18 protein-coding genes are annotated in these 16,908 nt (G+C 73.3%); 10 read left to right on the forward strand and 8 right to left on the reverse strand.

All coding sequences use genetic code 11. From position 1 onward, the window contains the following. Position 1: 1 nt before the first annotated feature. Positions 2-928 (forward strand): NAD-dependent epimerase/dehydratase family protein, encoded by a 927-nt coding sequence (locus tag AW271_RS28945; protein WP_062340763.1) that lies wholly within the window; start codon positions 2-4, stop codon positions 926-928. A gap of 64 nt (positions 929-992) precedes the next feature. Continuing rightward, positions 993-2,051 carry an NAD-dependent epimerase/dehydratase family protein gene (locus AW271_RS28950; protein ID WP_062340764.1) on the forward strand — a complete coding sequence of 353 codons (1,059 nt, stop codon included), beginning with the start codon at positions 993-995 and terminating at the stop codon, positions 2,049-2,051. Here AW271_RS28950 and AW271_RS28955 read toward each other — a convergent pair. Then, on the reverse strand, positions 2,029-3,138 hold the full coding sequence (locus AW271_RS28955) for a sensor histidine kinase (protein ID WP_062340765.1): 1,110 nt from the start codon (positions 3,136-3,138) through the stop codon (positions 2,029-2,031). The genes AW271_RS28950 and AW271_RS28955 overlap by 23 nt on opposite strands. Next, positions 3,135-3,821 carry a response regulator transcription factor gene (locus tag AW271_RS28960; protein ID WP_245653255.1) on the reverse strand — a complete coding sequence of 229 codons (687 nt, stop codon included), beginning with the start codon at positions 3,819-3,821 and terminating at the stop codon, positions 3,135-3,137. The genes AW271_RS28955 and AW271_RS28960 overlap by 4 nt, the downstream gene beginning before the upstream one ends. Positions 3,822-3,922: 101 nt before the next feature. Between AW271_RS28960 and AW271_RS28965 the strand changes: the two genes are divergently transcribed. The 3 genes from AW271_RS28965 to AW271_RS28975 are packed head-to-tail and all read left to right on the forward strand — an operon-like array spanning position 3,923 to position 5,918. Then, positions 3,923-4,591, forward strand: a complete 669-nt coding sequence (locus AW271_RS28965) for a glycosyltransferase family 2 protein (RefSeq protein ID WP_245653256.1) — start codon at positions 3,923-3,925, stop codon at positions 4,589-4,591. Then, positions 4,588-5,214: a TIGR04282 family arsenosugar biosynthesis glycosyltransferase gene (locus AW271_RS28970; RefSeq protein ID WP_062340768.1), complete on the forward strand. Its 627-nt coding sequence runs from the start codon at positions 4,588-4,590 to the stop codon at positions 5,212-5,214. Before AW271_RS28965 ends, AW271_RS28970 begins: the two co-directional genes overlap by 4 nt. Then, on the forward strand, positions 5,211-5,918 hold the full coding sequence (locus tag AW271_RS28975; protein ID WP_062340769.1) for a methyltransferase domain-containing protein: 708 nt from the start codon (positions 5,211-5,213) through the stop codon (positions 5,916-5,918). Before AW271_RS28970 ends, AW271_RS28975 begins: the two co-directional genes overlap by 4 nt. Here the strand turns inward: AW271_RS28975 and AW271_RS28980 are convergent. Together AW271_RS28980 and AW271_RS28985 are read right to left on the reverse strand one after the other, a co-directional pair. Further along, a complete protein-coding gene (locus AW271_RS28980) occupies positions 5,837-6,208 on the reverse strand; it encodes a hypothetical protein (RefSeq protein ID WP_062340770.1) in 372 nt (123 codons plus the stop codon). The two genes, AW271_RS28975 and AW271_RS28980, sit on opposite strands and share 82 nt — an antisense overlap. After that, positions 6,205-7,314 (reverse strand): molybdopterin-dependent oxidoreductase, encoded by a 1,110-nt coding sequence (locus tag AW271_RS28985; protein WP_062340771.1) that lies wholly within the window; start codon positions 7,312-7,314, stop codon positions 6,205-6,207. Before AW271_RS28985 ends, AW271_RS28980 begins: the two co-directional genes overlap by 4 nt. 114 nt (positions 7,315-7,428) lie before the next feature. Here AW271_RS28985 and AW271_RS28990 point away from each other — a divergent pair, with 114 nt between their 5' ends. Further along, positions 7,429-8,736, forward strand: coding sequence for a glycosyltransferase 87 family protein (locus AW271_RS28990; RefSeq protein WP_062340772.1), 1,308 nt, complete (start codon positions 7,429-7,431; stop codon positions 8,734-8,736). Here AW271_RS28990 and AW271_RS28995 read toward each other — a convergent pair. Then, positions 8,730-9,560 carry an NAD(P)H-binding protein gene (locus AW271_RS28995; protein WP_062340773.1) on the reverse strand — a complete coding sequence of 277 codons (831 nt, stop codon included), beginning with the start codon at positions 9,558-9,560 and terminating at the stop codon, positions 8,730-8,732. The genes AW271_RS28990 and AW271_RS28995 overlap by 7 nt on opposite strands. A 112-nt stretch (positions 9,561-9,672) precedes the next feature. Between AW271_RS28995 and AW271_RS29000 the strand changes: the two genes are divergently transcribed. Then, entirely contained in the window at positions 9,673-10,041 is a 369-nt protein-coding gene (locus AW271_RS29000) for a winged helix-turn-helix transcriptional regulator (protein WP_245653257.1), read from the forward strand. On the opposite strand, the gene AW271_RS40200 is transcribed toward AW271_RS29000, so the two are convergent. Beyond that, positions 10,002-10,418 (reverse strand): hypothetical protein, encoded by a 417-nt coding sequence (locus AW271_RS40200; protein WP_157554713.1) that lies wholly within the window; start codon positions 10,416-10,418, stop codon positions 10,002-10,004. The two genes, AW271_RS29000 and AW271_RS40200, sit on opposite strands and share 40 nt — an antisense overlap. Positions 10,419-10,658: 240 nt before the next feature. Here AW271_RS40200 and AW271_RS29010 point away from each other — a divergent pair, with 240 nt between their 5' ends. Genes AW271_RS29010 through AW271_RS29020 form a run of 3 tightly spaced genes read left to right on the forward strand, consistent with a single transcriptional unit; the run spans position 10,659 to position 14,280 of the window. Further along, positions 10,659-12,548 carry a vWA domain-containing protein gene (locus AW271_RS29010; protein WP_157554715.1) on the forward strand — a complete coding sequence of 630 codons (1,890 nt, stop codon included), beginning with the start codon at positions 10,659-10,661 and terminating at the stop codon, positions 12,546-12,548. Next, positions 12,545-13,900 carry an extracellular solute-binding protein gene (locus AW271_RS29015; protein ID WP_062340777.1) on the forward strand — a complete coding sequence of 452 codons (1,356 nt, stop codon included), beginning with the start codon at positions 12,545-12,547 and terminating at the stop codon, positions 13,898-13,900. The genes AW271_RS29010 and AW271_RS29015 overlap by 4 nt, the downstream gene beginning before the upstream one ends. Continuing rightward, entirely contained in the window at positions 13,900-14,280 is a 381-nt protein-coding gene (locus AW271_RS29020) for a hypothetical protein (RefSeq protein ID WP_218008206.1), read from the forward strand. Before AW271_RS29015 ends, AW271_RS29020 begins: the two co-directional genes overlap by 1 nt. Here AW271_RS29020 and gad read toward each other — a convergent pair. Together gad and AW271_RS29030 are read right to left on the reverse strand one after the other, a co-directional pair. Then, positions 14,274-15,644, reverse strand: a complete 1,371-nt coding sequence (gene gad, locus AW271_RS29025; RefSeq protein WP_062340778.1) for a glutamate decarboxylase — start codon at positions 15,642-15,644, stop codon at positions 14,274-14,276. The genes AW271_RS29020 and gad overlap by 7 nt on opposite strands. A gap of 36 nt (positions 15,645-15,680) precedes the next feature. Continuing rightward, on the reverse strand, positions 15,681-16,898 hold the full coding sequence (locus AW271_RS29030) for an aspartate aminotransferase type Ic (RefSeq protein ID WP_062340779.1): 1,218 nt from the start codon (positions 16,896-16,898) through the stop codon (positions 15,681-15,683). Positions 16,899-16,908: the final 10 nt, after the last annotated feature.

Here is a 16,908-nt window from a genome sequence, read left to right on the forward strand (position 1 = left end):
CATGCGAGTTCTCGTCACAGGAGGAGCCGGGTTCATCGGCTCCCACATCGTCGCCGCGCTCACCGCCGCCGGTCACGAACCCGTTCTCGGTGCGGACCCGCGTGGTGTCGACGCCGTCTGCCATCAGGCCGACGTCGTCGGCGGCTTCGCGGACGCGCCCGCGATGGTGGCGGGCAACAACCACGCCACCGCCGTGTTGCTGAAGGCCATGGCCGAGGCGAAGGTCCTGCGGCTGGTACAGGCCGGGTCGGTGGCGGTCTACGGCGAGGGCCGCCACCACTGCCCCTCCCACGGCGTGGTCCACCCCGGCCCCCGGGAGGTCGCCGACCTCGCGGCCGGCAGGTTCGAACCGTGCTGCCCGTGGTGCGGGACCGAGCTGCGCCCAGGTTTGACCGGGGAGGACTCCCCCACCCGCCCCTGCGACGTGCACGCCGCCACCAAGCTCGCGCGGGAACACCTCGCCGCCTCCTGGGCCCGCGCCACCGGCGGCACCGCGATCACGCTGCGCTACCACGACGTCTACGGAGCGGGCGACCTCCCTGCCCAGGTCATGGAGGACGGTCGCCAGCGGCGCGACTTCGTGCACGTCAAGGACGTGGCGGCGGCGAATCTGCGGGCGCTGGAGGCCGATCGGCCCAGAGGGAGCCATTCGGCGTACAACACCGGCAGTGGCGAGCCCCGGACGGTGGGAGAGATGGCGGCGGCGGTGGCCGTCGCGGCGGGGCGGCCCCGGCCGGTGGCGAGCGGGGAGTTCCGGCTCGGGGACGTGCGGCACATCACCGCCGACTCGGCGCGGTTGCGGCGGGAGCTCGGCTGGGCGCCCCGGGTGCGCTTCGCCGACGGGGTGGCCGAGTTCCGGCGGGCCGGGGGCCGGTGTGAGCCGGCGTTCCTGCTCGGTCATCCGGCGTTCGGGTTCGTGCGGGTGTGACGGAACCCTTACGGCCCGGCGCGGGAACACCCTCCGGGGCGTGGTCTTCCGTAGCGTCCCTGACATGCGAGTTCTCGTCACAGGAGGAGCCGGGTTCATCGGCTCGCACATCGTCGCCGCGCTCACCGCCGCCGGTCACGAGCCGATCGTGTACGACGCCCTGCTGCCCGCCGCCCATCCCCGGGAGCCCGAGATCCCGGACGCCGTGTTCGTCCGGGGCGACGTCCGCGACGCCGGAGCGCTCAGGGCCGCCCTCACGGGGGTCGACGCGGTCTGCCACCAGGCCGCGATGGTCGGGCTGGGGTCCGACTTCGGCGACGCGCCCGACTACGTGTCGTGCAACGACCACGGCACCGCCGTGCTGCTGTCGGTCATGGCCGAGCTCGGGGTGTCCCGGCTGGTGCAGGCGGGCTCCATGGTCGTGTACGGCGAAGGCCGTTACGTCTGCCCGGGCCACGGCGTCGTGCGGCCCGGGCCCCGCGACGTCGCCGACCTCGACGCCGGGCGGTTCGAGCCGCGCTGCCCGCTCTGCGGCGCGGAGATGGCCCCCGGCCTGGTCACCGAGGACGCGCCCGTCGACCCGCGCAACGTCTACGCCGCCACCAAGCTCGCCCAGGAGCACCTGGCCGCCGCGTGGGCGCGGGCGACCGGCGGGCGCGCGGTGTCGCTGCGCTACCACAACGTCTACGGGCCCGGCATGCCGCGCGACACCCCCTACGCGGGGGTGGCGTCGTTCTTCCGGTCGGCGCTGGAGCGCGGGGAGGCGCCCCGGGTGTTCGAGGACGGCGGGCAGCGCCGCGACTTCGTGCACGTCAGGGATGTGGCCATGGCCAACCTGGCCGCGCTCGGCGCGGTCGGCGACCTGCCCGGGGGGCGGCACGCCGCGTACAACGCCGGGAGCGGCCACCCCCACACCGTGGGCGAGATGGCGGCCGCGCTGGCGACCGCGTTCGGCGGGCCGATGCCGGTCGTGACCGGGGAGTACCGGCTGGGCGACGTGCGGCACATCACGGCCGACTCCGCGCGGCTGCGCCGTGACCTGGGCTGGAAGCCCTCGGTCGTGTTCGCCGACGGGGTGGTGGAGTTCGCCCGCGCGCCTCTCAGGTCACCAGCGGCAGGGTGACCTCGAACCGGCAGCCGCCGGGCACGTTCCGGACGTCGGCCCGGCCCGCGTGGGCCTCGACGATGCCCCGGACGATCGCCAGCCCGAGCCCCGCCCCGGCGGGCGGGGTGCGGGCGGCGGAGCCGCGCCAGCCGGTGTCGAACACCCTCGGCAGGTCGTCGGCGGGGATGCCGCCGCAGCCGTCGGTCACGGCCAGCACCGCGTGGCCGTCGTGGCGGGCCGCGCTGACCGCGACCGTGCCGTCGGCCGGGGTGTGCCTGATCGCGTTGACGAGCAGGTTGGCCAGCACCCGGGTCATCTCCTTGCCGTCGACCTCGACCGGGACGTGGTCGAGGTCGTCGCCGACCAGGCGGACGCCGCGTTCCTCGGCCAGCGGGGCGGCGCCGAGCAGCGCGTCGGCGGCCAGGTCGCGCAGCGACATCCGGGCCGGTACGGGCAGGAACGCCCCCGCCTGGACGCGCGACAACTCGAACAGGTCGCCGACCATCGTGGTCAGCCGGTCGACCTCGGCGCGGATCTGCCGGTGGTAGCGGGCGGGGTCGTCGGCGACGCCGTCCTCCAGCGCCTCGGCCATGGCGCGCAGGCCGGTCAGCGGGGTGCGCAGGTCGTGGGAGATCCAGGCGACCAGTTCGCGGCGGGAGGTCTCCAGGGCCCGTTCGCGCGCCCGGGAGGCGGCCAGCTTCTCGCTGGTGGCGGCCAGTTCCCTGGCCAGTCCGGCGAGTTCGGCGGTCGCGGGCGTCTCGGGGGGGGCGAAGTCGCCGCCGTCGCCGAAGTCGCGGGCGGCGCGGGCCAGGTCGTGGCTGCGGGCCACCACCCAGCGGCCCAGCAGCAGCGCGGTCGCCAGCGACACCACGGCGGCCATCGTGATGACGAGGGTCACCACGGTCAGGTCGTGGGGCGACAGGAACATCGCCCAGGCCACGGCGAGGGTGCCGGCCAGCATCGCGGTCACCGCGACGACCGCGACCACGGCCAGGGAGACCGTCACCGACCGGTGGCGCAGCGGCATCAGCACGGCCGCGCCCAGGAGGCCGGCGGCGACCGCGCCGCCGAACGCGAACAGGGCGATGAGCAGCAGGTCCCTCATCGGGCCTCTCCCGGGTCGAAGCGGTAGCCCACACCCCAGACGGTGTGGATGAGCCGGGGCCGGGCCGGATCGTCCTCGATCTTCCCGCGCAGTCTCCTGACGTGGACGGTCACCGTCGACAGGTCGCCGAAGTCCCAGCCCCACACCTCGCGCATCAGGCTCTCGCGGGTGTGCGCCCGGTGGGGGTGGGCCAGGAAGTGGGCCAGCAGATCGAACTCGCGCAACGTCAGGGTCAGCTCCACGCCGTCCTTCTGGGCGCGGTGGGTCGCCGGGTCGACGGTCAGCCCGGCCGCCCGCAGCGGGCCGGGCGGCCCCGGCCGGCCCGCCCGGCTGCGGCGCAGCACCGACTCGACGCGCAGCACCAGCTCACGCGGGCTGAACGGTTTGGTCACGTAGTCGTCGGCGCCCGTCTCCAGGCCGGCGATGCGGTCGTCCTCCTCGCCCCGCGCGGTCAGCATGATCACCGGCACCGCGCTGGCCGCGCGCAGGCGGCGGCACACCTCCAGCCCGTCGAGGCCGGGCAACATCAGGTCGAGCACGACCAGGTCGGGGCCGCCGCGCAGCGCCAGGTCGAGCCCGGCGGGGCCGTCGGCGGCCCGGTCGACGGTGTGCCCGGCGACGCGCAGGTAGTCGGCCACGACGCCGGCGACGGTCGGGTCGTCCTCCACGACCAGGATCCTCATGAGCCCAGCCTGGCACCGAAGAGCATGCATATCGGACGGCGTCCGCGTTTCGTAAGGACTCAATGGCCGTCTTCCGGCCCGGTCCTTCCTACGGTGGCAGGGTGATCGAAAAATCCGTGGACGTCGTGCTGCCCTGCCTGAACGAGGCTGAAGCCCTGCCGTGGGTCCTGGAGCGGATCCCGCCGGGCTGGCGGGCGCTGGTCGTGGACAACGGCTCGACCGACGGGTCGGCGGAGATCGCCCGCTCGCTCGGCGCGACCGTGGTGGCCGAATCCCGGCGCGGGTTCGGGGCGGCCTGTCACGCCGGGCTGCTGGCGGCCGAGGCCGACGTCGTCTGTTTCTGCGACTGCGACGCGTCGCTCGATCCGGGGCTGCTGACGGAGTTCGTCCAGCTGCTCTCCGAAGGCGACGACCTGGTGCTGGGGCGGCGGCGGCCGCAGTCGCGGGGGGTGTGGCCCGCGCACGCGCGGGCCGGGAACTGGGCGTTGTCGAAGATGGTGCGGCGGCGGACCGGCCTGCGGCTGCACGACCTCGGCCCGCTGCGGGCCGCGCGGCGGGAGGCCCTGCTCAAGCTCGACCTGACCGACCGGCGCAGCGGATATCCGCTCCAGATGGTGGTCAGGGCCGCCGACGCCGGGTGGCGGGTGCGCGAGATCGACGTGCCCTACCTGCCGCGCAGCGGGAAGTCGAAGGTCACCGGTACCTGGAAGGGAACGTTCCAGGCGGTCCTGGACATGCGCAAGGTGCTGCGCGAGGGAGCCGCCCGATGACGACCCTCCTGGTGATCGCCAAGCAGCCGGTGCCCGGCCGGGTCAAGACCCGGCTGACCCCGCCGTTCACGCCCGGGGAGGCCGCCGCGCTGGCCGAGGCGGCGCTCGCCGACACCCTGACGGCGGTGCTCGCCACCCCCGCCGACCGGCACGTGCTGGTCCTCGACGGCGCTCCGGGCCCGTGGACGCCGCCCGGCTTCGAGATCCGCCCCCAGTGCGGCGGCGGCCTCGACGAACGCCTGGCCGCCGCGTTCGCCGCCTGCGCCGGCCCGGCGCTGCTGATCGGCATGGACACCCCGCAGGTCACGCCCGACCTGCTCGAACCGGCGCTCGACTTCACCGGGTGCGACGCCTGGTTCGGCCCCGCCGACGACGGCGGCTTCTGGGCGCTCGGCCTGGCCGACCCCGACCCGGCGCTGCTGCTCGGCGTGCCCATGTCGGTCCCGGAGACGGGGGCCGCCCAGCGGGCCCGGCTGCGCGGCAAGGGCCTGACGGTCGCCGACCTGCCGGCCCTGCGCGACGTCGACACCGCCGACGACGCCCTGCTGGTGGCCGCCCAGGCGCCGTGGAGCGCCTTCGCCGACCTGCACGCCCGCCTGGCGCTGCGGACGCCGGCCCGATGACGGCCTGGCTCGACGACCCCTACACCGTGGCGTTGCGGAACGGGCGCGGCCCGCTGTTCCTGCGGCGGGCCGACGGCGGGCTGCTGCCGCTTGAGGTGGACCGCTGGTGCGCGGGGGCGGACGCCGCCGACCGGTCGGTGCTGGCCCGCTGCCGGGGCGCGGTCCTGGACGTCGGCTGCGGCCCCGGCCGCCTGGTCGAGGCCCTGGCCGGGCAGGGCCGCCGCATCCTCGGCGTGGACGTCAGCCCGGCGGCCGTCCGCAGCACCCGCGGCCGGGGCGGCATGGCCCTGTGCCGGTCGGTGTTCGAGCCGCTGCCCGCCGAGGGCCGCTGGACGACGGCCCTGCTCATCGACGGCAACGTCGGCATCGGCGGCGACCCGGCGGCCCTGCTGACCCGGATGGCCGACGTCGTGGCCCCCCACGGCCTGCTGATCGCCGAAGCCGACCCCGAGGACGTCGACGAACGCCACGAGGTGGTCCTGGACGACGGCCGCGGCGGCGCCGGCCCCGCCTTCCCCTGGGCCCGGGCGGGCCGGGCCGCGCTCCGCCGCCACGCCGAGCGGGCGGGCTGGACGCGGGTCGCGGAGTGGACGGTGACCGGCCGCCACTTCGTGGAACTGGCTCAGCGCCGGCGGCGCAGCAGCACCAGCACGACCGCGACGACGGCCACCGCCGCCAGGCAGATCAGCAGGTTGCGCGGGTAGTCCTGGACCAGCACGGTCGGGTTGGGCGAGGGTCCCGGCCGCAGCAGCGCCGGGATCGTGATCAGCACCAGCCCGCCCATCGTGATCAGCGCGCCGCGCACCACGGCCCGGTCGGGCAGCCGGGCCACCAGCAGGCCGGTGACCAGCACGATCGGGCCGATCAGCACGTCGTGCAGCGCGATGGCCCCGGCGAACCAGACGACCACCCCGAGCAGGCCCGGCAGCGGCAGCAGGAAGAACAGGCCCACGCCGATGAGGAAGACCCCGGCCGCGCCCACCGCGATTCTCATACCGCCTCCAGCCGGGACACCCACTTGGTCTGCAGCACGCCGGGCCGGTTCGGGGCGATGATCCGCGCCGGGTAGCCGTGGTCGAGCGAGAGCACCTCGTCGTTGAGGCGCAGCGCGAGCAGGGTGGACGGGTCGTCGGCGTACTGGGCGGGCATCTCCATGACCCGGTAGTAGCCCCAGACCTCCAGCGACTCCACCCGCACGGCGGTGCCGGGCGGCGCGCCCGCGCGGGCCAGCAGGTCGCGGATCGGCACCCCGCTCCACCACGCGTCGGCGCTCCAGCCCTCGACGCAGGCGATCGGGAGCCGCACCCGCCGCTGCGGCAGCGCTTCGAGCTCGGCCAGGGTGATGCGGTAGGGCTTCGGCCCGGCGACCTCCAGCGCCCAGCCCTCGGACGAGGCGTAGGTGACCTGCGCGGCGGCGGCCGTGCGGTTGATCGGCATGCCCTGGGTCGCGACGTCCGGGCTGCGCGGCGCGAGCAGGTCGAAGCCCCGCAGCGCCGACAGCGACTGCCCGACCGTGGTCAGCGTGACCGCGCCCACGGCCGCGCCGACCCCCGCGAGCAGGGCCCGCCGGTCGGCCGCGTCGACGTCGGCCTTCTTCTTCCGCCAGTTCTCCCTGATCAGCGGCGCCTTGACGGCCAGGTGCAGGAGCAGCGAACCGGCCACGATCCAGGCGACGGCGTAGTGGGTCTGGGTGAACGAGAACGGCCACGGATACCACTGGAGGATGTTGATCAGGCCGGTGAACAGCTCGAACACGGTGGCCGCCACCAGCAGCGCGATCGACAGCCGCTCCACGAGATGGGGCAGCGACCGGAACGCCGGCCAGGTGAACAACCTCGGGTAGACCGCCCACAACTTCGCCATCACCAGCACGATCGCCGCCAGCCCCGACGCGACGTGCAGCCCCTGCGTGAGGCGGTAGCCCCAGGCCGGCCGGACCGGCAGCAGGCCGGTCATCCAGCCCGGCGGATGCTGGAGCACGTGGCTGATCAGCCCGGTCAGGAAGCAGACCACGACGGCCGACCCGAGCCACCGGCCGATCGCGACAGCCGTCCGCGCGTCGTGCAACCGGCCCCTGAACTGCGGAAGCGTGGGATTCATGGATCCCATGCAATCGTGCCGGAGGCCCATAGGCGGGGCTACGACACCTTACGAATCACGGACGTCCGGCCCGGCGGCCGGTTCCCGGGCCCGCATCGCTGAGACCCTGACCTGGTGAAACTCACCGTCGCCCTGCTGACCGCCCTGGTGGCCGCGCTGGCCGTCGCCGTCACCCGCCGCGGCCAGCTGGCCGACCCCGCCGGGCTGATCGGCTGGTACGCGGTCTGCTGGGCGCTGTTCGCGGCGGCGGCGTGGTCGCTGCGGCGGGTGCCACCGGGGCGGGCGGCCGCGCTGGTGGTGGCGGGCGGGCTCGTGGCAGGCGCCGTCGGGCTGCTGGACGTCCCGCGCACCAGCACCGACTCCTACCGCTACGCCTGGGACGGGCGGGTCCAGGCGGCAGGCGTCTCGCCCTATGACCACCCGCCGATCGCCGAGGAGCTGGCCGGGCTGCGCGACGACTGGTTGTTCCTCGACGGCCCCGTGTGCGAGACGGCCTACATGTCGTGGTTGTGGGGCGGCGGCTGCACCCGCATCAACCGGCCGAGGGTGCCGACCATCTATCCCCCGGTGTCGGAGGCGTACTTCCTGGCCGTGCACACCCTGTCGCCGCCGGGTTCCCGGCACAAGCCGCTGCAGGCGGGCGGCCTGCTGCTGGCGATGGCGACCACGTTGCTGCTGGTGCGGCTGGCCGGGCCCCGGGGGGCGTGCCTGTGGGCGTGGTGCCCGGCGGTGCCGATCGAGGCGGTCAACAACGCCCACGCCGACGCGCTGTCGGTGTTCCTGGCGGTCGGCGCGCTCGGCCTGCTGACCCGGCGGCGCGCCGCCGGGGGCGCGCTGCTCGGCGGGGCCGTCGCCGCGAAGTTCCTGCCCGCCGTCCTGCTTCCCGGGGCGCTTTCGGGTGTACGCCGCCCGCGCGACGCCATGACCGTCCTGGGGCCCGCCCTGCTGGTGGCGGTCCTCGCCTATCTCCCCTACGTGCTGACGTCGAAGGCGTCGGTGTTCGGCTACCTGGGCGGTTACGCGTCGGAGGAGGGCTACGCGGCCGGGTCGGACGGGCGGTACGGGCTGGTCCGGCTGCTGGTGCCCGACGTCTGGGCGTTGCCGGTGGTCGTGCTGCTGCTGGGGGCCGTGGCGGCGTACACCATCTGGAGGGGCGACCCCGCGCGGCCCTGGCAGGGCGGGCTGGTCGTGACCGGCGTCGCGTTCCTGCTGCTCACGCCCGGCTACTCCTGGTACGCCCTGCTGCTGGTCGCCCTGGTCGCCCTCGACGGGCGCTGGGAGTGGCTCGGCGTGGCCGCCGCCGGGGCCGTGGCCTACGTGACCGGCCTCGGCGTGGCCGCCTACGCGCTGGCCGCGCTGACGGTGCTCGTCGGCTGGTCGGTGCGGACCCGGGCCCGCACCGACCCCGCCCTTACCTACTGAGCCAGCGCCTCCCGCAGCGACACGGGCGGCCGGCCGAGCAGCTTCGCCAGGTCGTCGCCCGAGGTCGCCAGGTTCCCTTCGGCGATCCCGAGGTCGATGCCGACCACGAAGTCGGCGACCTCGTCGGGCAGGCCCGCGCCCTTGAGGACCTCCCGGTACTGCTCGCCGGTCAGCGGCGCGTAGCCGACCGTTGTCCCGGTGACCTCGGTGACGACCTCGGCCAGGGTGGCCAGGGTGAAGACCTCGGCCGCCAGTTCGTACACCTGCCGCTCCGGCCCCTGGGTGAGCACCGCCGCGGCGGCGTCGGCGAGGTCGGCGCGGGCCGCCCCGCCGATCGGCCCGTCGCCGGCCGCCCCCGCGATCCCGTGTTCGAGGTAGGTCGGCAACTGGCCGGTGTAGACCTCGTAGTAGAAGCCGTTGCGCAGGAAGACCGACCGCAGCCCCGACTCGGTCAGCAGCTTCTCGGTGGCCCGGTGGTCGTGGGCCAGGTCCATCGTGGAGGTGGCCGCGTTCAGGATGCTCGTGTACGCCACCAGCTCCACCCCCGCCTCGACGGCCGCCGCCACGACGTTGGCGTGCTGCGTGAGCCGCCGCCCCGGCTCCGACCCCGACACGAACAGCAGCTTGCCCGCCCCCGCGAAGGCGTCGCGCAGCGCGCCGGGGTCGTCGTAGTCGGCCTTCCGGATCTCCACGCCCAGGTCGGCGGCCTTCTCGATCTGGCGTCCGATCCCCCGGATCTCCCCGGCGGGCACGCCGCGGCGGATGAGGCTCTCGATGGCGAGCCGGCCGAAGGGTCCGGTGGCGCCGGTGACGACGTAGGTCATCTCGCTCCCTCTCATTACGATGTAACGGAGGCAACAGGGCAGGTCAGGTCATGCTTCCCCATCGATAGCGGGCACCTTGAAGTGCAGTACTCACCTGGAGGATAGTGAGCAGGTGGACAGCCTGAGAGACTGCGCGAGCCGCCAGGTGCTCGACCGGATCGGCGACGCGTGGAGCGTGCTGATCGTGACCCACCTGCGCGGCGGCCCGCTGCGCTTCACCGAGTTGTCCCGCAAGATCGACGGCGTCACCCCGAAGATGCTCACCCAGACCCTGCGCGGCCTCGAACGCGACGGCCTGGTGACCCGCACCGTCCACGCGGTGGTGCCGCCCCGGGTCGACTACGAGCTGACCCCGCTCGGCCGCAGCCTCGAAGGCGTCGTCGACGCCATCACGGCCTGGGCCGACACGCACATCGGCGACGTCCTGACCGCCCGGGGTTCCTACGACTCGAAGCCGTCGACGGCGAAGAACCCGTCGTGAGCGCCACATCCGGTGGCGATTTCGGCCCCCGCGAGCCATGACCCGCCCTGCTTGAAGGCGTCGCCGTCGAGGATCTCGCCCTTCCCCGGCACCCGCACCCCGCGCCGCCCGTCCGCCGCGCGGACGGGCGTGGTGTCCTTCGGCCAGACGGGCACGACGGTCTTGTCGCGGGTCACCGCGACGAGGCACGACTCGTTCTCCAGCCACGTCAGGCGGGCTTTCAGCGAACCCAGATTCGCCGGTTCCAGGTCGTGGACGACAATGGCCGGATCGGAGCCGATATGGCAGAAGAACGACGTACACGAAAGCGCTGAATTCGGGCGCTCTATGGGCGCTTCCACGGCGGAATCAGCGGCGCTACAGGCCGAGATGCCCATGACGCAGGCGAATGCGACAATTGTTGTCGGCCTCATGAAAGCGCCCCCCGACGGTTCGATTAGCGCCACCTTAACGGGCGGCGCGTCGAATGCGGCCGATATCCAAAGCAGGCCGTGACACGGTGGTGGCTGACCGCAAAGGTCTCAATTCCAGCATTCCGCGTGAAATACGGACGCCCACTGCTTACGCTCTGTCCGCACCGGATCGAGTGCACGGACCGGCAAGGGGCAGCGGAGTCCATGAGTCCTCCAGGCGATTCAGCGCACGGCGCCAACCCCTGGTTGGCGCCGCTCTTCGCGCTGCTGGGCTCCCTCACCGAGGTCGCGCAGGCGGTGACCGGCGACGAGATCGCCGCGCGCTGGCTCATTCGCGCCGCCGTCGCCGTCATCGTGCTCGGCGCGATCCGCCACGCGCTCCGGGGCCGGCTCGCCCGCTGGCGGCCGAGCTTCGGCGGCAGGCTCGCCACGGCGACCGCGTCCACGCGACGGCTGGGCTCGGCCCTCTGGCCCTGGTTGCGCATGCTCGCCATCGGCATCGCCGCCGGAGGCGCCGTGCTCGCCCTGTGGGTGCTGGCCTCGGCCGGGTGGCGGCTGCTCCAGGCGCATCTCGGACAGTGCCCGATGCCCCGGGAGATCATCGTCAGCGTGCCGTCGTACGACGTCGCCCGGTTCGAGGACCTGACGGACGCGTTCACCCGGGCCCGCGCCACGGGCCGGTGCGCCGGCACCCGGATGAAGGTCGTCGCCTCGCCGCCCATCGCCGGTCTGGCGGCCGCGTCACGCAACGGCTGGCGCACCCCCGACGGGCAACGGCTGATCGGCCCGCGGCCCGACCTGCTGGTCGTCGAGAGCCGGGAGATCGCGAACATGCTCGACGTGGCGACGGGGAACGGGCTCGTCGAGGACGTGGGGCAGATCGCGTACACGGAGATCGTGGTCGGGGTCACCGAACCCCTGCGCAACCAGGTCGAACGGGACACGCGGGGAGCCGGCCTCGAATCGGTGCTCCGGTTCTTCACCGAGGACGACCGCAACTTCGTCCGGCCCGACCCGCTGATCAGCGGCGCGGGACTGCTGGCCACCGTCGGCCTCGACTCTCACCGCGTCTTTCCCGACCTCGAATCGGCCGAGGACCGGATGCGGACTCTGCCGGAGGAGATGGGCGACGCGTTCTGGAACGACCAGGCGAACCCCGTTTCCCTGCTGTGCAACCTGCAGCGCGATTTCGACCCCCGGCGGAACAACCTGCTGCGCCGGTCGGCGTTTCTGGCGCCCCGCCACCTGATCGAGGATTACAACCGCCGCACCGCGCGATTCTGCGCCGAGGGCGACCGGGGCGACGGCCGGTTGTGGATTCCCGAGATCCCGCCGCTGGCCGTTCTCGACTATCACGCGATCAGGCTCGCCTGGCCCGATCGCGACAGCCCCGAACGGGTCACGGTGGTGCACGACCTGGCCGACTGGTTGCGAACGCAGGACGTGCTGCCCGGAAGCGAACCCCGGCGGCAGGCCGCCAAGGCCCGGCCGACCGGCGCGGCCGGCGAACTGGCCCGCGCGATCGAGACGATCAGAGGACGGGAACAGCGGCTCGACGTGGCCCTGGTGCTCGACGGGTCGGGCTCGATGCAGCGGCACCTGCCGGTGGCGGTGCGGTCGGTCAAGGAGATCGTCGACGCGCTGCGGCCCACCGACCAGGTCTCCGTGGACATCGCGCGCCGGCCCTCGCGCCAGGGACCGCCGCAGGTCTACCCGGCCTACCCCCTCGACACCGTCGGCGCGCAGGGCGAACAGGTCGTGCAGTACCTGGGCCAGTGGACCCCGCGCGACTGGGACCTCGACGTGGCCGAGACCATCGCGCGCATGAGGAACCGGACCATGCACGTGCTGGTGATCGTGACCGACACCAGCATGGGCAAGCAGGCCGATCTGCGGCGCATCACCGCCGAGGTCATCGGCAACGCCGCCGAGATCCCGAGCGACGCGCCCGTCTACATCGTCAACACCGGCGACGACGACTGCCCGCCCGCGCTGCGTCCCGACGCCGGCCTCGGCGACAGCGGCGCCTTCTGCGTCGACGCCGCCGGCCTCGACGTCACCACGGCCCTCGACCGGCTCAGGGAGCCCTCATGACCGGCCGCCGACGGCTGCTCTGGCCGTTGATCATCGGGTTCCTGGTCCCCCTCGCCTTCGGCTGGTCGAGCCTGACCTCGGCCCCCGCCCCCGATTGCGAAGGCGACCCCAACGAGGTGATCGTGGGCGCGGGCTACGACGACAGCATGGACCGCTCACAACGAAGCGTGGTCGACGCCTGGAACGAGAACGGCTACCGGGCGCGGTTCGTCGAGATCTCCCGGATCCCCGACGACGCCAGAGCCGAGATGGCCGCCACCGACCCCGACGGCGGCTGCCCCTACGACGTCCTCGTCCAGGACGTCGCGCATCTGGCCGAATCCGTGGAGAAGGGCACGGCCTCCCCCGTCGAACTGCCCCGCCCGGCCGCCGAGTTCATGGCCAGATCGGTCGCCGCCGGCCAGATCGCCGGAGTGCAGTACGGCGTCCCGTTCGCCGCCGACGTCCCCCTCGCCTACGCGATGGGCCCGGCCGACGCCCTCATCGCACGCATCTGGGGCGACGACCGGTCGGCCGCGAAACCCCCGGGCCAGGCGCTGACCCAGCTGACGAACTACGAGGGCGCGATGGTCAACCTCATCGAGGCGATCGGCCCCGAGGTCGTGCCGCTGCTCTCCGACCCGGGCGCCATGCCCGACGGCGCGACACTGCACCGGATCGTCGGCCCCCGCCTGGAGTCGTGGCGGACCGCGCTGACGACCGGCCTGATCGACGGCGACTCCACCGCCCACTCCGAGAGCCGCACCCTGCAGGCCTTCCGCGCCGCCTCCCGGTCGGCCCCGGTGGTCATGCGCCACTGGCCGTCGGTCTTCCGCGCCCTGTGGCTCGACCGCCGCTTCCGCGACGCCGACGGCAAGCTCACCTTCTCCTACCGCCCGCTCCCCCGGGGCGGCGTCCTCGGCGGCTCACTGCTGGTCATCTCCCCGAAGGCCCGCAACCGCGCCGCCGCCGAACGCCTGGTCGACCATCTGACGCAACCGGCGGTCCAGGCGAAACTGTTCGCCTGCGGCAGCTACGCGCCGGTCCTGGGCGCCGCCTACGAGGTGAGCGCCTACGAGACCCGCCGGTACACCGAGGCGCTGACCTGCCTGCGCGGCGACTCGGAGCAGCCCGACACCCTGGTCGCCGAGTTCGACGACTTCGCCACCACCGTGCGCCGAGCCATGGACGACGCCCTGCTGCGCCCGCAGATCCCCTACTACAGCCGCCTGAGCGAAGTGTTCCGCACCTGCGCGCTGACGGTCCTGCTCTCGGGCGGCCCCCGTGACCTCGCCTTCTACGACGCGTTCGCCGAGCGCCTCCGGGCCGCGGCGGCGGGGCGGCTGCCCGAGGAGAACTCGGCCTGCGGCTAGTGCGCGATCATGACCCCGGCTGGCTGGCGCTCAAGGACGCCCCGCTCGTGTTGTGCGCGAGTTTCGTCGTGGCGGAGGCGACGGCCCGGCTGCTGCGCGGCCGCGACGACGTCACCTTCGTGGTCACCGGCGAGGACGGCCGGGCCGACGAGGATTTGGCGTGCGCGCAGTACCTCGCCCGCAGAGCCGTCGAGGCCGAGACCGACGCCGCCGGATTCCTCCAGCGGGCAGGCCGATCGCGGGCCGCCGCCGAACTGGCGGAGGGGGTGCGGCAGGGGGTGCATCCCGACGACGTCACCCTCTGCCTGGAACTCGACCGGTTCCCCTTCGCGATGACCGCGAGCACGGAGGACGGGCTCACGGTCCTGCGCCGTCAGTGATGGAAGCCCATCGCCTTCATGTCCCGGTGCATCGGATGGGGCTGCGCCTCCAGGTCGGGCAGCACCCGCTCCAGATCCGCCAGCAGCAGATCGGCCAGGTCATGGGTGAACCCGTTCCGCACCACGATCCGCAGCACCGCCAGATCCTCCCGGTCCTTCGGGAACGTGTACGCCGGCACCAGCCACCCCCGCTCCCGCAGCCGCCGCGACACGTCGAACACGTCGAAGGCCGTCACGGAGTCGGCCGTCGTGAACGCGAACACCGGCAACTCGTCGCCCCGGGAGATGAGCCGGAACACCCCCAGCTCGCCGATCTTCCGCGACAGGTGGGTGGCCACCGCGCGTGAGATCCCCTGGACCTCCTGGTACCCCTGCCGCCCGAGCCGCAGGAAGTTGTAGTACTGCGCCACCACTTCGGCCCCGGGCCGGGAGAAGTTCAGGGCGAAGGTCGGCATGTCCCCGCCGAGGTAGTTGACCCGGAAGATCAGCTCCTCCGGCAGGCACGAGGTGTGCCGCCACAACACCCACCCCACCCCGGGATACACCAGCCCGTACTTGTGGCCCGACGTGTTGATCGAGGCCACCCGGGGCAGCCGGAAGTCCCAGACCAGCCCGGGGTCGAGGAAGGGCGCGATCATCGCCCCCGAGGCGCCGTCGACGTGCACGGGGATGTCCCAGCCGCGCGCGTCCTGGAGCGCGTCGAGCGCCCCGCAGATGTCGGCCACCGGCTCGTACGACCCGTCGAACGTCGACCCGAGGACCGCGACCACGCCGATGGTGTTCTCGTCGCAGTACTTCACCGCCTCCTCGGCGGTCAGGTGGAACCGCTCCCCCGACATGGGCACCAGCCGGGGCTCGACCTCCCAGTAGCGGCAGAACTTCTCCCAGCACACCTGGACGTTGGCCCCCATGACCAGGTTGGGTTTCCCGGGCCCCGACCAGCGGCGTTTCAGCGCCAGGCCGGCCAGCATGCACGCCTCGCTCGAACCCGTCGTCGAGGTGCCGATCACGTCGGCGGGTGAGGGGGCGTTCCACAGGTCGGCCAGGATGCAGACGCAGCGCCGTTCGAACTCGGCCGTCTGCGGATACTCGTCCTTGTCGATCATGTTCTTGTCGGCGCACTCGGCCATCAGCCGGGCGGCCTGCGGCTCCATCCACGTCGTCACGAACGTGGCCAGGTTGAGCCGGGCGTTCCCGTCGAGCATCAGTTCGTCGTGGACGAACTGCCACGCCGCCTCGGCGGGCACCGGTGTGTCGAAGAGCCGGTGGGTGGGGGCGGTCAGGTCGAGACCCAGCGCCGTGACCGGGTTGACCGATCGCGACGCCGGGTGCTTGTGGTGCGCGTGTCCGGAATGCAACGCCATGCTCGATGTCTATCAGTCACCGAGCCGTCACACGGGTCAGGCGCGCTCGGCCGCCACCAGCCGCACGCAGACCGCCAGGCCGCTGATCGCCGCCTCCAGCTCCGCCGTGTCGGGGAACGTGGGGGCGATGCGGATCACCGAGTCGGACGGGTCGTCCCCGTAGGGGTGGGTGGCCCCGGCCGGGGTCAGCGCGATGCCGGCCTCGGCGGCGCGGCGCACGACCTCCTTGGCCGTGCCCTCGGGCACCGAGAGCGAGATGAAGTAGCCGCCGAGCGGCGACGACCAGGTCGCCAGGCCCGAGAGCTCCTTCGACAGGATGCGGTCGACGGTCTCGAACTTGGGCCGGATCAGGTCGGCGTGGGCGCGCATGTGGGCGCGCACGCCGTCTTCGTCGCGCAGGAACTCGACGTGGCGCAGCTGGTTGACCTTGTCGGCGCCGATCGTGCCCTTGCCCAGGTAGCCGAGGAACCAGGCGATCGTCTCGGGCGAGCCGCCGAAGAACGACACGCCCGAACCGGCCAGGGTGACCTTCGACGTCGAGCCGAAGACGAACACGCGGTCGGCGTTGCCGGCCTCGGTGGCCAGCGCCAGCAGGTCGGCGAGCTCGGCCTCCTCGTCGAAGAGGTGGTGGATGGCGTAGGCGTTGTCCCAGAAGATCCGGAAGTCGGGCGCCGCGGTGGTCATGGTGGCCAGCCGCGCGACGGTCTCGGCCGAGTAGGTGGTGCCGTCGGGGTTGGAGTACTTCGGCACGCACCAGATGCCCTTGATCGCCGGGTCGGCGGCGACGAGGCGCTCGACCTCGTCCATGTCGGGACCGGCGGGGGTCATCGCGACCGGGATGAGCTCGATGCCGAAGCGCTCGCACAGCGCGAAGTGGCGGTCGTAGCCCGGCACGGGCGCCAGGAAGGCCACCCGCTCCTCGTCGGCCCACCGCCGGGCGGCGCCGAGCGGCACCCCCAGCAGGCAGTGGACGATCGCGTCGTGCATCAGGGCGAGGCTGGAGTTGCCGCCCACGATGAGCTGCGAGGCCGGGACCTGGAGGAACCCGCTGAACAGCGCCCGGAGCTCGGCCAGGCCGTTGAGCCCGCCGTAGTTGCGGGTGTCGGTGCCGTCGGCGGAGCGGTAGGACGTCCCGGGCAGCGAGAGCATCGGGGTGGAAAGATCGAGCTGGGCCGAGGCGGGCTTGCCCCGGGTCAGGTCGAGCTTCAGTCCCCTGGCCTTCAGCTCCTCGTACTCGGCACGCACGTCGCTCATCGCGGGTTCC

It is taken from the genome of Herbidospora sakaeratensis, from assembly GCF_001570525.1.
Classification (GTDB): domain Bacteria; phylum Actinomycetota; class Actinomycetes; order Streptosporangiales; family Streptosporangiaceae; genus Herbidospora; species Herbidospora sakaeratensis.

Coding starts and splice junctions, on each gene's coding strand:
- AW271_RS28945 (WP_062340763.1), top strand. CDS start 2: ATGCGAGTTCTCGTCACAGGAGGAGCCGGGTTCATCGGCTCCCACATC.
- AW271_RS28950 (WP_062340764.1), top strand. CDS start 993: ATGCGAGTTCTCGTCACAGGAGGAGCCGGGTTCATCGGCTCGCACATC.
- AW271_RS28955 (WP_062340765.1), bottom strand. CDS start 3,138: ATGAGGGACCTGCTGCTCATCGCCCTGTTCGCGTTCGGCGGCGCGGTC.
- AW271_RS28960 (WP_245653255.1), bottom strand. CDS start 3,821: ATGAGGATCCTGGTCGTGGAGGACGACCCGACCGTCGCCGGCGTCGTG.
- AW271_RS28970 (WP_062340768.1), top strand. CDS start 4,588: ATGACGACCCTCCTGGTGATCGCCAAGCAGCCGGTGCCCGGCCGGGTC.
- AW271_RS28975 (WP_062340769.1), top strand. CDS start 5,211: ATGACGGCCTGGCTCGACGACCCCTACACCGTGGCGTTGCGGAACGGG.
- AW271_RS28980 (WP_062340770.1), bottom strand. CDS start 6,208: ATGAGAATCGCGGTGGGCGCGGCCGGGGTCTTCCTCATCGGCGTGGGC.
- AW271_RS28985 (WP_062340771.1), bottom strand. CDS start 7,314: ATGAATCCCACGCTTCCGCAGTTCAGGGGCCGGTTGCACGACGCGCGG.
- AW271_RS28995 (WP_062340773.1), bottom strand. CDS start 9,560: ATGACCTACGTCGTCACCGGCGCCACCGGACCCTTCGGCCGGCTCGCC.
- AW271_RS40200 (WP_157554713.1), bottom strand. CDS start 10,418: ATGGGCATCTCGGCCTGTAGCGCCGCTGATTCCGCCGTGGAAGCGCCC.
- AW271_RS29010 (WP_157554715.1), top strand. CDS start 10,659: ATGAGTCCTCCAGGCGATTCAGCGCACGGCGCCAACCCCTGGTTGGCG.
- AW271_RS29015 (WP_062340777.1), top strand. CDS start 12,545: ATGACCGGCCGCCGACGGCTGCTCTGGCCGTTGATCATCGGGTTCCTG.
- gad (WP_062340778.1), bottom strand. CDS start 15,644: ATGGCGTTGCATTCCGGACACGCGCACCACAAGCACCCGGCGTCGCGA.
- AW271_RS29030 (WP_062340779.1), bottom strand. CDS start 16,898: ATGAGCGACGTGCGTGCCGAGTACGAGGAGCTGAAGGCCAGGGGACTG.